Annotated in this window: 15 protein-coding genes; 9 read left to right on the forward strand and 6 right to left on the reverse strand. The window is 40.1% G+C overall.

Annotated elements, in window-relative coordinates; all coding sequences use genetic code 11:
• The first annotated feature begins 130 nt into the window (after positions 1-130).
• The 5 genes from mnmA (at position 131) to P20311_RS13095 (ending at position 4,926) form a co-directional block, all read left to right on the forward strand.
• The gene (gene mnmA, locus P20311_RS13075) at positions 131-1,231 is read left to right on the forward strand and encodes a tRNA 2-thiouridine(34) synthase MnmA (protein ID WP_008113585.1); all 1,101 of its coding nucleotides are present in this window, start codon (positions 131-133) and stop codon (positions 1,229-1,231) included.
• Entirely contained in the window at positions 1,231-1,833 is a 603-nt protein-coding gene (hflD, locus tag P20311_RS13080) for a high frequency lysogenization protein HflD (protein WP_008113587.1), read from the forward strand. Before mnmA ends, hflD begins: the two co-directional genes overlap by 1 nt.
• Before the next feature lie 31 nt (positions 1,834-1,864).
• A complete protein-coding gene (gene purB, locus P20311_RS13085; RefSeq protein ID WP_008113589.1) occupies positions 1,865-3,235 on the forward strand; it encodes an adenylosuccinate lyase in 1,371 nt (456 codons plus the stop codon).
• An 80-nt stretch (positions 3,236-3,315) separates the two neighbouring features.
• A complete protein-coding gene (locus P20311_RS13090) occupies positions 3,316-4,458 on the forward strand; it encodes a cupin domain-containing protein (protein WP_008113591.1) in 1,143 nt (380 codons plus the stop codon).
• 9 nt (positions 4,459-4,467) lie between these two features.
• Positions 4,468-4,926, forward strand: coding sequence for a GNAT family N-acetyltransferase (locus tag P20311_RS13095; protein WP_008113592.1), 459 nt, complete (start codon positions 4,468-4,470; stop codon positions 4,924-4,926).
• Positions 4,927-4,961: 35 nt separating this feature from the next.
• Here P20311_RS13095 and P20311_RS13100 read toward each other — a convergent pair whose 3' ends face one another.
• Both P20311_RS13100 and P20311_RS13105 read right to left on the reverse strand, forming a co-directional pair.
• Positions 4,962-6,179 (reverse strand): pyridoxal phosphate-dependent aminotransferase, encoded by a 1,218-nt coding sequence (locus P20311_RS13100; protein ID WP_036932631.1) that lies wholly within the window; start codon positions 6,177-6,179, stop codon positions 4,962-4,964.
• A gap of 128 nt (positions 6,180-6,307) precedes the next feature.
• A complete protein-coding gene (locus tag P20311_RS13105; protein WP_008113596.1) occupies positions 6,308-6,652 on the reverse strand; it encodes an Hpt domain-containing protein in 345 nt (114 codons plus the stop codon).
• 132 nt (positions 6,653-6,784) lie between these two features.
• On the opposite strand from P20311_RS13105, the gene P20311_RS13110 reads away from it, so the two are divergent.
• Together P20311_RS13110 and P20311_RS13115 are read left to right on the forward strand one after the other, a co-directional pair.
• On the forward strand, positions 6,785-7,378 hold the full coding sequence (locus P20311_RS13110) for a tRNA-uridine aminocarboxypropyltransferase (RefSeq protein WP_008113598.1): 594 nt from the start codon (positions 6,785-6,787) through the stop codon (positions 7,376-7,378).
• Between the two features lie 18 nt (positions 7,379-7,396).
• Positions 7,397-8,179, forward strand: coding sequence for a CLCA_X family protein (locus P20311_RS13115; RefSeq protein WP_008113600.1), 783 nt, complete (start codon positions 7,397-7,399; stop codon positions 8,177-8,179).
• A 25-nt stretch (positions 8,180-8,204) separates the two neighbouring features.
• Here P20311_RS13115 and dcd read toward each other — a convergent pair whose 3' ends face one another.
• Together dcd and apbC are read right to left on the reverse strand one after the other, a co-directional pair.
• Positions 8,205-8,789, reverse strand: a complete 585-nt coding sequence (dcd, locus tag P20311_RS13120) for a dCTP deaminase (protein ID WP_008113601.1) — start codon at positions 8,787-8,789, stop codon at positions 8,205-8,207.
• A gap of 2 nt (positions 8,790-8,791) precedes the next feature.
• A complete protein-coding gene (gene apbC, locus P20311_RS13125) occupies positions 8,792-9,868 on the reverse strand; it encodes an iron-sulfur cluster carrier protein ApbC (RefSeq protein WP_008113602.1) in 1,077 nt (358 codons plus the stop codon).
• A gap of 177 nt (positions 9,869-10,045) precedes the next feature.
• On the opposite strand from apbC, the gene metG reads away from it, so the two are divergent.
• Positions 10,046-12,070, forward strand: a complete 2,025-nt coding sequence (gene metG, locus P20311_RS13130; protein WP_036932650.1) for a methionine--tRNA ligase — start codon at positions 10,046-10,048, stop codon at positions 12,068-12,070.
• Between the two features lie 57 nt (positions 12,071-12,127).
• Here the strand turns inward: metG and P20311_RS13135 are convergent, their stop codons facing one another.
• Positions 12,128-12,754 carry a hypothetical protein gene (locus P20311_RS13135; protein ID WP_238529448.1) on the reverse strand — a complete coding sequence of 209 codons (627 nt, stop codon included), beginning with the start codon at positions 12,752-12,754 and terminating at the stop codon, positions 12,128-12,130.
• Between the two features lie 218 nt (positions 12,755-12,972).
• Complete coding sequence (locus tag P20311_RS13140) at positions 12,973-13,152, reverse strand: hypothetical protein (RefSeq protein WP_008113605.1); 180 nt, start codon at positions 13,150-13,152, stop codon at positions 12,973-12,975.
• A gap of 136 nt (positions 13,153-13,288) precedes the next feature.
• Between P20311_RS13140 and P20311_RS13145 the strand changes: the two genes are divergently transcribed.
• The gene (locus tag P20311_RS13145) at positions 13,289-13,831 is read left to right on the forward strand and encodes a DUF3365 domain-containing protein (RefSeq protein ID WP_008113606.1); all 543 of its coding nucleotides are present in this window, start codon (positions 13,289-13,291) and stop codon (positions 13,829-13,831) included.

The following is a 13,831-nucleotide window of genomic DNA, read 5'->3' on the forward strand; positions in this document are numbered from 1 at the left end:
CCCTAACCAAACAATAAAAAAAGACAACAAATCTATTCAATAGCCCTTCCTCTCTTTAAGCACTTACAAAATACATGCTATAATCGCGGCCTTTCCAAGTTAACAGTAATCTGTATAAGCGAAATTATTCATGAGCGAAAATAGTCACATTAAAGTCATCGTTGGTATGTCCGGCGGTGTTGATTCTTCTGTATCTGCATATTTATTAAAACAACAAGGCTATCAAGTAGAAGGCTTGTTTATGAAGAACTGGGAAGAAGATGACAATGATGAATATTGCGCTGCCGCTGAAGATTTAAAAGATGCCCAAGCTGTCTGTGACAAATTAGGTATTGAACTTCATACCGTTAACTTTGCAGCGGAATACTGGGACAACGTATTCGAATACTTTTTAGCTGAGTACAAAGCTGGTCGCACACCTAACCCAGACATCATGTGTAACAAAGAAATTAAATTTAAAGCCTTTTTAGAATTTGCGGCTCAAGCACTTGGTGCTGACTTTATAGCAACGGGCCACTACGTACGTCGTGAGCTCAGAGATGATAAATATGTTATGTGCCGTGGCCTAGATGATAATAAAGATCAAAGCTACTTTTTGTACACATTGAGCCATGAACATATCGCGCAAACGCTGTTCCCTGTCGGAGATATTGCCAAGCCAGAAGTACGCCGTATTGCTGAAGAGCAAGATTTAATTACCCACGATAAAAAAGACAGTACTGGTATTTGTTTTATCGGTGAGCGTAAATTTAAAGATTTCTTACAAAAATTCTTACCTGCTCAACCTGGTGTTATTGAAGACACAGATGGTAACAACGTTGGTGAGCATGAAGGGTTGATGTACCACACCTTAGGTCAGCGCAAAGGCTTGTTAATTGGTGGTATGAAAGAAGGCTCAGGCGAACCTTGGTATGTTGTAGACAAAGATGTTGAACGCAATGTATTGATTGTGGGCCAAGGTAAAAATCACCCTCGCCTTTACAGTAATGGCCTAAATGCCAACCAATTACACTGGGTAGATCGTGTTGGTCCTCAAGGTACTACTCGTTGCACCGTAAAAACACGCTACCGTCAAGAAGACCTAAGCTGTACCTTATTAGTCGGTGAAGATGGTATGGCACGCGTATTATTTGATGAGCCACAAAAAGCGGTAACCCCAGGACAATCTGCCGTATTTTACGCTAATGAAGTGTGTTTAGGTGGTGGCATTATTGATTCGGTGATTAAGTAATGAATCAACATCAAGTCATGGCGCTTGCAGCCATGTGTCAAGTGGCTAAGCAAGTTCAGAAGGTTGCCCAATATGGTCGCGCTGATGAACAAGATTTATCGATTTTATTATCAAGTATTGTGCAAACCTCGCCAGCTTCCCCAGAAGATGTTTATCAAGGTGAACATAACTTACGTGATGGCTATAAAACATTGATGGCACAACTGAGTGCCGGTGCTCAAAAAGATGTAGAAATAGTCAAATATGTAGGTGGTTTAATGCAGTTAGAGCGTGCGCTTAGTGCTAACAGTAAAAGCCTCAATGAATTAGGTAAACGTATTGATGATATTCATCGTCGTTTGGATCATTTTGCTATTACCGATGACAGTGTTGTTGCCGGTTTAGCAGATATATACTCGTCGGTGCTAAGCCCCCTTGGGCACCGAATTCAGGTTTATGGTAAACCCGAGTTATTAAAACAGCAGCTCACGCAAAATAAAATCCGCGCATTACTTTTAGCCGGAATTCGCAGTGCAGTATTATGGCGACAAATGGGCGGCAAACGTCGTCATTTCTTTTTTGCGAAAAGAAAAATTCTCGCCATAGCTAAAACAAAAATTTAATTATCGTTCAAACTAAAATTTAGGAGTTATTATGGAGCTTTCAGCGTTAACGGCTATCTCTCCGGTTGATGGTCGCTACGGCAGCAAAACCACTGAACTACGCAGTATTTTTAGCGAATTTGGATTAATCAAATACCGCGTAACCGTTGAAGTGCGTTGGTTGCAAGCGTTAGCTGCAGCAAGCGAGATTAAAGAAGTCCCCGCTTTTAGCGAGCAAGCAAACGGACTATTAAATGCTATCGTCGATAACTTCTGTGAAGCCGATGCGCAGCGTGTTAAAGACATTGAACGCACTACTAACCATGATGTAAAAGCTGTTGAATATCTACTAAAAGAAAAAGTAGCTGATAACGCTGAATTACATGCCATTAATGAATTTATTCACTTTGCATGTACCTCTGAAGATATCAACAATTTATCTCACGGTTTAATGTTAAGTGAAGCCCGTAACAATGTTATTTTACCTTATTGCGATGAGCTATTAAGCGCAATTAAAGAAAAAGCTATTGAATACAAAGCCATTCCAATGATGACACGTACGCATGGGCAACCTGCTACCCCATCAACAATGGGTAAAGAGTTTGCAAACGTATACATGCGTTTAAAGCGTCAACGTGACCAAATTGCCCAAGTAGAAATGTTAGGCAAAGTAAATGGTGCTGTAGGTAACTACAATGCTCACCTAAGTGCTTACCCTGATTACGACTGGCATACTCACGCAGATAAATTTGTAACTAGCCTAGGTTTAACACTTAACCCGTTTACTACACAAATTGAACCGCATGACTATATTGCAGAGCTATTTGATGCAATTGCGCGTTTTAATACTATATTGCTAGATTTTGACCGCGACATGTGGGGCTACATTGCGCTTAATCACTTTAAGCAAAAAACCATTGCCGGTGAAATTGGCTCATCAACTATGCCACACAAAGTGAACCCGATTGATTTTGAAAACTCAGAAGGTAATTTAGGCTTAGCCAATGCTATCTTTGGTCATTTAGCACAAAAACTACCTGTGTCTCGCTGGCAACGTGATTTAACTGACTCAACCGTATTACGTAACTTAGGTGTAGGTATGGGTTATGCGGTAATTGCATACCAATCAACCCTTAAAGGTGTAAGCAAACTTGAAGTAAACGAGCAACGTTTAGCAGATGAGCTTGACCAAAACTGGGAGCTGCTCGCTGAGCCAATTCAAACCGTTATGCGTAAATACGGTATTGAAAAACCATATGAAAAGCTAAAAGATTTAACCCGTGGTAAACGTGTAAATCAAGAAATTATGGCTGATTTCATCGATGGTTTAGACCTACCAGAAGCTGCAAAAATTGAAATGAAAAAACTAACGCCGGCTAACTACATTGGTCGCGCTGTTAAGTTTATTGATGATTTAGTTTAATCACTCAAATCTACTAATAAAAAGCGAAAGGTACCTGCCTTTCGCTTTTTTCATTTAGGTCTTAACGTTATAGGCATTCTATGTATCAATTAAAAATAAATGAATTATCAGAGCAAGCGTTTTTAAGTCAATATTGGCAAAAAAAACCACTGTTGATCAAAGCTGGTTTTAAAGATTTTCAAGACCCACTTGATGCGAATGAACTCGCAGGCCTTGCTATGGAAGACAGCATAGAATCGCGCATTATTACTAACCACAATCAACAATGGCAATCGCATCAGGGACCATTTGACGATTTTGAAATACTCACTGATCAGCACTCGACACTACTCGTGCAAGCAGTGGATCATTGGCATCCAGAGGCTGCTCAGTTACTTGAACCTTTTCGCTTTATACCTAATTGGCGAATAGATGATTTGATGATCAGCTACTCAACCCCAGGTGGCGGTGTTGGCCCACACCTAGACCAATACGATGTATTTATTATTCAAGGTGAAGGTAAGCGCCATTGGCGGGTAGGATTACCCGACCCAACACTAAAACAGTTTGCTCAAAATAAAACATTACTGCAAGTTGAAGCTTTCAGTGCAGTAATTGATTGTATTTTGGAGCCCGGTGATATTTTGTATATACCACCAGGTTGTCCTCATGAAGGCTATGCGGTTGAGAATGCACTTAACTATTCAGTCGGTTTTAGAGCACCTAATCAACAAGATTTACTTTCAAGTTTTGCTGATCATATTATCGACACAGAAAGCGGCCAAGAAAGGTATACCGACCATACCCTCGCCCTGCGTGATTCTAAAGGTGAGCTAACCCAAAGCGAAGTCGATAAAGTAAAAACGTTAATGCAAGCATTGCTAGAAGACGAGAGTTTATTTAAACACTGGTTAGGTAATACCCTTAGCCAACCTAAGCATGATATGGACTTAGCCCCTGAAGAAGACCCATTTAGTGTCGAACAAATACAACAACTGCTTGAAAACCAAGTAAAATTTGAGCGTTTAGGGGGCACACGTGCTATTTATCAATGTATGGATGCAGAGCTACTTCTGAGTATCAATGGCGAAAACTTCGCTTTACCCTTATCTGATTTAGAAGCGGTAAAACAGCTTACTGATTTTATTGAATTTGATAGTAGCGTGCTTAATGCAACCACACCTAGCCTAGATTTTATCGAAACTTTTACTACACTGGTTAATGAGGGTATCTGGTTTAGCTAGGGGGAGGTCATGGTTTATACCGTTGACAAAGTTGATTGGCAAAGTGAAAAAAGTCAACTGCAACATATAAGGGAGCGAGTGTTTGTATATGAGTTACATATTCCTAAAAGTATTGAATTTGACAACTTAGATGCACTCGCTCAACACATTCTGGTCACCGATAATATGCACTCACCTGTTGCCACAGGTCGATTATGTAATGATGGTTTAATTGGTAGAATCGCCGTATTGCCGCAGCATCGCAACCGCAATGTTTATAATTCACTGCTTAATTTCATTGTTAAATTAGCAGCGGAGCAAGGTATTGAAGCAATCAGTATTAATTGTATTTTAAACGAAGTAGAACGATTCAAAAATAATGGGTTTATTCAGCAAGGCCACGTCTTTATGGAAGCAGGTATCCCAAGGCAACGTATGCAGTGCCCTATTGCATGCTTTGAAACACGACCATTTACTTTAGTGCATTAACAATAAAGCGAGCCATTTGGCTCGCTTTTTATTTTCTATTCTTGTCGGTAATCTTTGAAAAAACGCTGCATTTTCATCATTGCACTCGATAAATCATCTTTATTGGGTAAAAATACCAATCTAAAGTGATCAGGCTCTGGCCAGTTAAAGGCGCGCCCATGCACTAATAATATTTTTTCTGCTTTTAACAAATCAAACATCATTTGTTCATCGCTTTTAATATTGAATTTAGCGGTATCCACTTTAGGGAAAGCATAAAGCGCCCCTTTTGGCTTTTTACAACTAATTCCATCAATCGCATTTAAGCCGCGCCAAGCAATATCTCGCTGCACATATAAACGCCCACCGGGGTCTATTAAGCTATCAATTGATTGAACCCCTCCCAATGCTTGCTGAATTGCATATTGTGCGGGCACATTGGCACAGAGGCGCATTGAAGCAAGAATATCTAAGCCTTTAATTAAATCTGTCATTAATGCCGTACGACCACTTAGCACCATCCAGCCCATTCTCAGCCCAGCAGCGCGGTATGTTTTAGCTAAGCCATTAAAGGTAATGATAGGGAGATCATCGCATAATGAACCAATAGAAGTATGGGTAACGCCGTCGTATAGAATTTTCTCGTATATTTCATCGCTTAACAGCAAAAGCTTGTGCTCTCGAGCAATATTGATCAATTCTTCAAGCAAAGCGTTACTGTAAACGGCCCCAGTTGGGTTGTTGGGGTTTATCAGCACCAATGCTTTGGTTTTAGAAGTAATTTTACTTTTGATATCGTCAATATCAGGAAACCAGTCTTGCTCTTCATCACACAAATAGTGAACCGGATTGCCACCTGCTAATTTTACCGAGGCAGTCCAAAGCGGATAATCTGGGGCAGGAATTAACACTTCATCATCATTATTCAACAGTGCTTGAGTGACCATTTGGATAAGTTCACTCACACCGTTACCAATGTAAATATTATCAACGTCTAAATTGTGTAAGCCACGCTGTTGGTAGTGCTGATAAATAGCAACACGCGCAGAATAAAGACCTTTAGAGTCACAGTACCCTTGAGCTGAATATAAATTACGGATGATATCGCGATGCATATCTTCTGGCATATCAAAACCAAATGCGGCGGGGTTACCTATATTAAGCTTTAATACCTTTTGGCCCTCATCCTCCATTTTTTTAGCTTGCACTAAAACGGGACCTCGGATGTCATAACAGACGCCGTCTAATTTATGACTCTTTTTTATTTCTGACATTGTTACCTCTAAAGAGCAAGTTAATCATTAGACTAACTCAGTAAAGCCGTGAATTACTAGAAAAATTAAGCGCTTAAAACTGAAAAAAATTCACGTTAACACTCTTTTTTATTACTGTTGAAACACGTTTAGCGTCCAGCTAACCATGCATTTAGTTTTGCTTGTGAGCCAGTAACTTGCGCCATTAATCCATCGGCTGCATCAACAGCCTGCTCGTCATTCCCATTATTTAAATTATATTCAATTAAACGGGCAACTTCGGCTAAACTTGCCGCACCAAATTGAGCGGCGTTTGATTTAAGGCTATGAGAGTGGCGAATAGCGGCCTCTTTATCTTGCCCAAGCGCAGCAATTGCTTCGTTACCCAATCGCTCAAATTCCGCACAACAAAATTCCAGTGTATCTGGAAATTGTTCACCTAATAGCGATTCCATACTTTCTAAAGCGGATTCGTCAATATTGATCTCTGTCATATTCATGCCCTTCAATACGGTCCATCGATTTTTTTCTTATCTCTTACTCTATATCTAAGCACAAAAAAAACCAACTTTATTACCGCAAAAATGTATAATTACGCCAAATGTACTAACGAAATAGTGTATTCAATGGCTCGCCCTCTTTGTAAACAGTGTAATTTTTCGCTAAGCACCTGTATTTGCAACGCAATTACCCGTGTTAATAACCAAACTCAGGTTATTATTTTGCAGCACCCCAGTGAAGCAAAAGTTAGCAAAAATACGGCGCAATTATTAGCTTTGGGTTTAACCCACTGTAAAATTATTAAAGGCGAAAATAATCAGGACTTCGCCTGTTTACAAAACCTGCCTATTGAATCGACCGTATTACTCTACCCAAGCGAGCACGCCGTAAAATTAGATCTACCAAATAATAATGAAAACCTGCAAGCTATTACGCATTTAATTGTGATTGATGGCACATGGAATAAAGCCTTTAAAATTTTGCAATTAACCCCGTTATTACAACAGTTTAAAACGGTAAGCTTTAGCCATATTCCCACCAACCGTTATGCTATTCGTAAAGCCCCTAGAGCAGATAGTTTATCGACGCTAGAAGCAGTAGCACATAGTTTATGGCTCATAGAAGCACTAAACCCTGCACCCTTGTATGGTTTATTAGACGAATTAATAAAAAAACAAACCCAACACATGCCCGCTCACGTAAAAGCACGTTACTTGTAATTAAAAATGAAATTACCAATGCGTAATACCCCTTCTCGATTAAAGCGCGGATTTTCACGCCAAGGCCCTGACTATCGTTTTGACGACCAAGTTGATTTTAGCGATATTAGAACGACTTTTGGTTTTCGTTCAATGGTCGTTGGTAAGTGGGTGACTAAAGAAGAGCGCTTTATTAGTGCCAATTTAATTTATGATGCGCTAGCTGATTTAGCGCAAATTTTACATTTACCACCAACGGCAATTGGCCTTCGCGGTAAACTTAACTTTGCCTTTGGCCATGGCGGACAAAAAGGTGTGCAAGCACACTATAATGCTTATGACCAAACTCTCGCACTGGCAAAAAACGCAGGCGGCGGTGCTTTAGCCCATGAGTGGTTTCATGCATTCGATCATCATATTAGTGAGCATTTATTTAAATCAAAAACCCGCTTTGGTTTCGCCTCTAAGTTATGGCTGTCAAACTCTCCTGATTTGAGCCATCCACTTAATGATGCACTTAATCAATTTTATAAGCAGGTATTTTTAGCGCAAAACGGTGAAGATGCGAATGAATTTGTCCAACGCTGTATCGCGTTTGATAAGGCACACAAGCAGCAATACATGAGTATGCCAGAGGAGCTTGCAGCTCGCTGTTTTGAAGCCTGTATAAATCAGCATCAAACAATAAAAAATAGCTTTTTGGTCAGTGGATTAAACAGTAATAATTTAATTTACCCTGAGCTTAGCCAAACGTTAAAAGCCAATGAAGCACTTAACCAATATTTTCAATTATTAGGTTACGCGCTTCATCAACAAGCATAGTAATCGTTTCTAAAAATCAGAATTACTATTTATCATCACTGATACGACTTGCCACCGCGCTATTTTGATCTTTATATTTTGCATCAACACGAGTGTTATATGGGTTTTCACATGGGCCGGTGAGCGTTTCAAAGCTCATTGCACCAATCTTCATCATGGGTCTTAGCGCCAGTGGCAATTTACCCGAGTTATAAAACTCTAGGACAATATTACCACTCCAACCTGGATCGATTCGGTGAGCGGTGACATGCACCATTAAACCTAAACGTGCCAGCGATGAACGTCCATCTAACCAGCCAACAATATCAGCAGGTAACGTTACTTTTTCATAGGTTATTGCTAATGCAAGCTCGCCGGGGTGTAAAAAGAATGCTTCGCCATCGTCTAATACAATTTCGTCGCTCATGATTGACTCTAACGCTTTATTAAGCTGAACTTTTGGTCCACTTAAGTCAACGTAAGCAGCATTATGAGCATGAAAAGTTCTAAACTTATTACCCAAACGAAGATCCGCAGTCACCCCTGAAATCATTTCACTGGTTGGCGCTGGCTCAATAACAATACGCCCATCGTTTAAATATTCTTTTATATGTGTATCTGAAAGTCTCATTTTTAATCTTCCGTAATCACAACTTCAATTGTGTTGTGATGTTGTTGATAATAAAGCGTACTGGCGATGAGCCGTGCGGCTGCACTGTAGGTTTCACTTATAGCAGCACTTGCATCATTGGCAATCAATTTACCTTGTTCAGAGGATTCTCTGATATTAATCGCAAGCGGAATATGCGAAAGCACAGGAACACCATGCTTCATGGCTAATTTTTGTGCGCCATCTTTACCGAATACATGATTAGCTTCGCCGCAATGTCCGCAAATGTAATGGCTCATATTTTCAATCAAACCAAGCACTGGCACGTTTACTTTATTAAACATAGCAATGCCTTTTTGCGCATCTGCCAGCGCTAAATCTTGTGGCGTAGTAACAATTACAGTGCCACTGGCAGGGACTTTTTGGCTCATGGTTAATTGAATATCGCCAGTGCCTGGGGGCATATCGACGATTAAGTAATCAAGCTCACCCCAATCGGTTTCATTTAATAGCTGACTAAGCGCGCCTGAGGCCATAGGACCGCGCCATACGGTAGCATCGTCGCTAGGCACTAAAAAGCCAATAGATTGCGCTTTAATGCCGTTAGCATTAAATGGTTGTAATTGCTTGTTGTCTTTAGTGACAGGCTCACTGCCTACCAAACCTAACAACATAGGTATAGAAGGACCATAAATGTCAGCATCTAAAATGCCGACTTTAGCGCCCTCATTTTTAAGCGAACCTGCAATGTTAACAGCCGTGGTTGACTTACCCACTCCGCCTTTACCTGAGGCCACTAAAATAATGTGCTTTATGGCTTTAAATTTTGCAGCCTCTTTAAGTGTCACCACCGCGCTTACATTTACTTCGGTTTTAAGTCGCTCGGTTAAAAATTTAGCAACATGTGGCATTTCAGATTGTGCTGCAAACGGAAGAGTGAGTTTAACAATAATTGATTTATCGGTGTTTTGAGTAATATCAGCGATAAAATCTTGCACAATACCCACAGCGAAAGCGGCACTTCGATAGGCCGCTAAAGCAGAAATAATCGGTTGTTTTTGCACCGATTTAGCAGAGAATAGTTTCGACAGTCCAAACATAGCAATAAAATAGCGTTTCTTTGATGAAAAGTGCCACGGAATTATGTAACATTCAGGGCATTAACACCAGTCAATTAGTAAATATCCATAAGCAGTGTACTCTGTTACTACCGCGCTTATCGATAATGTAATAATTTTCATCTGTTCCTGACTAGGAACGCTTAATTCGGAATGATTATGGCACAGCGAAAGATCCTGATTACTAGCGCATTACCTTATGCCAATGGCCCTACCCATTTAGGGCATTTATTAGAGTATATTCAAACTGATATTTGGTCGCGTTTTCAAAAACTACAAGGCCACGAAGCATACTATGTGTGCGCCGATGATGCTCATGGCACACCTATTATGCTTAATGCGCAAAAGCAAGGGATCACGCCAGAGGAAATGGTTAAAAATGTTAGCATAGAACGCCAACGCGATTTTGCTGATTTTAATATCAAATTTGATAACTACCACAGCACTCACAGCCAAGAAAATAAAGAATTTAGTGAGCTTATTTATAACCGCCTTAATGATGCCGGTCATATTAAAAAGCACACTATTTCCCAGTTATTCGATCCAGAAAAAGGCATTTTTCTGCCAGACCGCTTTGTTACTGGCACCTGCCCTACCTGTAAATCAGAAGATCAAAACGGTGATAGCTGTGATGCCTGTGGCGCAACCTATAGCCCAACAGAGCTGATCAACCCACGCTCGGTTATGTCGGGTGCTGAGCCTATTTTAAAAAATTCTGAGCATTACTTTTTTGACTTACCCGCCTTTGAAAGCATGCTTAAAGAATGGCTACACTCAGGCACAATCCAGCAAGAAATGGCGAATAAGCTAGATGAGTGGTTTGCCGATGGTCTTCAGCAATGGGATATTAGCCGTGATGCACCTTATTTTGGTTTTGAAATCCCAAATGCTCCAGGTAAATATTTTTACGTATGGCTAGATGCGCCTATTGGTTATATGGCGAGCTTTAAAAACTTATGTGACAAACAAGACATCGACTTTGATGCGTTTTGGCAAGAAGGGTCTGACGCTGAGCTTTATCATTTCATTGGTAAAGACATCATCTATTTTCACAGCCTGTTTTGGCCTGCGATGTTAGAAGGCGCTCAATTTAGAAAGCCTACTAACGTATTTGCCCATGGATTTGTTACGGTTAATGGCGCAAAAATGTCTAAATCAAAAGGCACGTTTATTAAAGCGCGTACTTATTTAGATAACCTAGACCCAGAATTTTTACGTTATTACTACGCAGCTAAACTAAACAGTGGCATCACCGATTTAGACTTAAACCTAGAAGATTTTGCACAGCGTGTAAATTCAGACTTAGTGGGTAAAGTAGTTAATATTGCGAGCCGTTGTGCTGGCTTTATTACTAAAAAGTTTGACGGTAAGTTAAGCGACACGATTATGGAACCACAGCTACTAGCGGAATTCCAAAACGCCTCAGCCACTATCACTGAACATTACGAAAATCGTGAATACAGTCGCGCAATCCGTGAGATTATGGCCCTTGCTGATAAAGCAAATCAATTTATTGATAATGCTGCGCCTTGGGTGCTTATTAAAGACGAGTCTAAGCAAGAAGAAGCGCATCAGGTATGTTCATTAGGACTTAACTTATTCCGCGTACTGATCACTTACTTAAAGCCTGTACTGCCTGGTATGGCCACAAATGTTGAAGCCTTCTTAAATGATGAGCTTACATGGCAAGGTGTGCAAACTGCACTAATAAGCCACCCTATCAATAAATTTAAGCCGTTAATGCAACGTGTTGAAATGGACAAAGTGAATAAAATGGTTGAAGAATCAAAAGAAAGCTTAATCGCTGAAAAAGACAAAATCGATCCTAATAGCCCACTGGCAAAAGAGCCTATTGCAGCTGAGATTGAATTTGATGACTTTGCAAAAGTAGATTTACGCGTTGCTAAAATAGCTAAAGCAGAGCACGTAGAAGGCGCTGACAAATTGCTTAAGTTAACTCTTGATTTAGGCGGCGAAACACGCCAAGTATTTGCAGGTATTAAATCAGCCTACGCACCAGAAGACATCGAAGGAAAGCTAACTGTGATGGTCGCTAACCTTAAACCGCGTAAAATGCGCTTTGGAATGTCTGAAGGTATGGTACTTGCTGCAGGCCCTGGCGGTAAAGAAATATACATTCTTAACCCAGACGATGGTTCAGAGCCTGGTATGCGAGTAATGTAAGCACTGTGCTTGTTTAAAAAGCCGCTAAATATTTAGCGGCTTTTTTTATTGTTGACGTTATTTAGCTAAGGCGACTACTTTTGCCAAATGAATCACTAAGCATTGGGAGCTAATATATATAAACCAGTTTATATAGCGCACCTGAGGATAAAAACCTTGCCCTTGGTTACCATAAATCCAAAAAGCACCAATAATGGCATCAGCCAATGCAGCAAGTAAAAGCCCTAAGCTCACCCACATTATTGGTTTAGGTGCATAAAAACCACCATAAACAACAACCAACATCAGACCCATAAGTCCCACCGCAGTTACCACAACACTATAAAAGCCTGTCATGGCTAAAATTGGTATACCAGCTCCATCAAGATACATAGAGGCGAGTGACGTAGCACTTACAACCAGTACTACAACTATAAAAAAGGCGCTTTTTAGTCGCGATATAGCTTGTTGCCTTTTATAGGCTAACACACAGGCTAAAAATAAAAGGCTGTAGCCAGGTGCAAACAATAAAATTGAATCAACTAAATAGTCATGCTTTATTAACGTTGCATAGCGGTGATAATGTTGGGATAGATTAAAGTTAATCACATCCCCAACTGTACACAACATCAAAGCTGCGCTACATAGAAGTGCTATGAAGCGTAACTGCTTATCTTTAAACTGGTGAAATACCCAAGTAGTCATTGCCACACTATTAAACATCAGTAAGCACAGCGAGCTCACTGTTAATAGCAATAAAATTTCTTTTTTGTCAGGTGTAATTAGCCCTACCAACAGCACAACTAAAGCACATAGCCAAGCAATAAAAGAAATGATCTGATGAGGGTGTTTTATAGATAACGAATTGATTGCACTAGCCAAGGTTTAAAATTAATAAACTTAATTTAGCAAATTATTATCGCTTAGGGTTTATTTTTATTATGCGCAGTTTGCATTTCTTTTTGTGTTTTTAGCCGACATTGTGCTAACTGCTCAAGTCGAATAGCTTTAATTGCCGCCAAAGGATCATCCACACTGAGTCCACCAGCATCATAGGTGTTTTGTTGATCTATCACTTTATTGTCATCTTGTTTAGTATGCATATTATTCTCACTTGGAACTGTTTATCGATTTTAGGCGCGCTACATCAAATAAAAAAGTGCTGAAACACTTTACGATTTAGTTGAAAAACACCTGTCCCTCTGTATATTAGAGATTACTAATATTGAGGAGTGTATTATGCGCATTATTTTACTTTTTTCCAGTTTATTTATTTCATCCGCTGCTTTTGCTAGCAATACCGGCGAGGCACGACAAACCATCAAGGCATTTTCAACTGATTTAAAACAGGTACTCGTTAGTACTATGAAGCAAAGCGGCCCACTCGCGGCAATAAGTGTATGCAATACAGCAGCACCCGCTATTGCTTCACAACACAGCAACAGTCCTTGGCAAATTAGCCGCAGTGCTTTAAAAACTCGTAACTCAGATAATCAACCCGATGCATGGCTCAAAAATGTTTTATTAAACTTTGAACAACGTAAGCTCAATGGCGAGCCGGTAGCAAGCATAGAATATCAAGAGCAAAGACCGGATGGCTGGTATTTTGTAAAAGCGATCCCTACTCAAAAAGCGTGTTTGGCATGTCATGGCAGTGACATTGCCCCCGCAGTTTCTAAAAAAATAGCGACTTTATACCCTAATGATCAGGCAACTGATTTTAAATTGGGTGACATTCGTGGCGCATTTGTTGTTAAGAAAGCCATTGAAAATCACCAATGA

It is taken from the genome of Pseudoalteromonas sp. BSi20311, from assembly GCF_000239875.1.
GTDB lineage: Bacteria > Pseudomonadota > Gammaproteobacteria > Enterobacterales > Alteromonadaceae > Pseudoalteromonas.

Bases quoted from the DNA above. Each gene is read 5' to 3' on its own strand.
- P20311_RS13115 (WP_008113600.1), top strand. From the start codon at position 7,397: ATGCGTAATACCCCTTCTCGATTAAAGCGCGGATTTTCACGCCAAGGC.
- P20311_RS13090 (WP_008113591.1), top strand. From the start codon at position 3,316: ATGTATCAATTAAAAATAAATGAATTATCAGAGCAAGCGTTTTTAAGT.
- P20311_RS13110 (WP_008113598.1), top strand. From the start codon at position 6,785: ATGGCTCGCCCTCTTTGTAAACAGTGTAATTTTTCGCTAAGCACCTGT.
- purB (WP_008113589.1), top strand. From the start codon at position 1,865: ATGGAGCTTTCAGCGTTAACGGCTATCTCTCCGGTTGATGGTCGCTAC.
- P20311_RS13105 (WP_008113596.1), bottom strand. From the start codon at position 6,652: ATGACAGAGATCAATATTGACGAATCCGCTTTAGAAAGTATGGAATCG.
- P20311_RS13140 (WP_008113605.1), bottom strand. From the start codon at position 13,152: ATGCATACTAAACAAGATGACAATAAAGTGATAGATCAACAAAACACC.
- apbC (WP_008113602.1), bottom strand. From the start codon at position 9,868: ATGTTTGGACTGTCGAAACTATTCTCTGCTAAATCGGTGCAAAAACAA.
- P20311_RS13100 (WP_036932631.1), bottom strand. From the start codon at position 6,179: ATGTCAGAAATAAAAAAGAGTCATAAATTAGACGGCGTCTGTTATGAC.
- mnmA (WP_008113585.1), top strand. From the start codon at position 131: ATGAGCGAAAATAGTCACATTAAAGTCATCGTTGGTATGTCCGGCGGT.
- dcd (WP_008113601.1), bottom strand. From the start codon at position 8,789: ATGAGACTTTCAGATACACATATAAAAGAATATTTAAACGATGGGCGT.
- hflD (WP_008113587.1), top strand. From the start codon at position 1,231: ATGAATCAACATCAAGTCATGGCGCTTGCAGCCATGTGTCAAGTGGCT.
- metG (WP_036932650.1), top strand. From the start codon at position 10,046: ATGGCACAGCGAAAGATCCTGATTACTAGCGCATTACCTTATGCCAAT.
- P20311_RS13145 (WP_008113606.1), top strand. From the start codon at position 13,289: ATGCGCATTATTTTACTTTTTTCCAGTTTATTTATTTCATCCGCTGCT.
- P20311_RS13135 (WP_238529448.1), bottom strand. From the start codon at position 12,754: ATGACTACTTGGGTATTTCACCAGTTTAAAGATAAGCAGTTACGCTTC.
- P20311_RS13095 (WP_008113592.1), top strand. From the start codon at position 4,468: ATGGTTTATACCGTTGACAAAGTTGATTGGCAAAGTGAAAAAAGTCAA.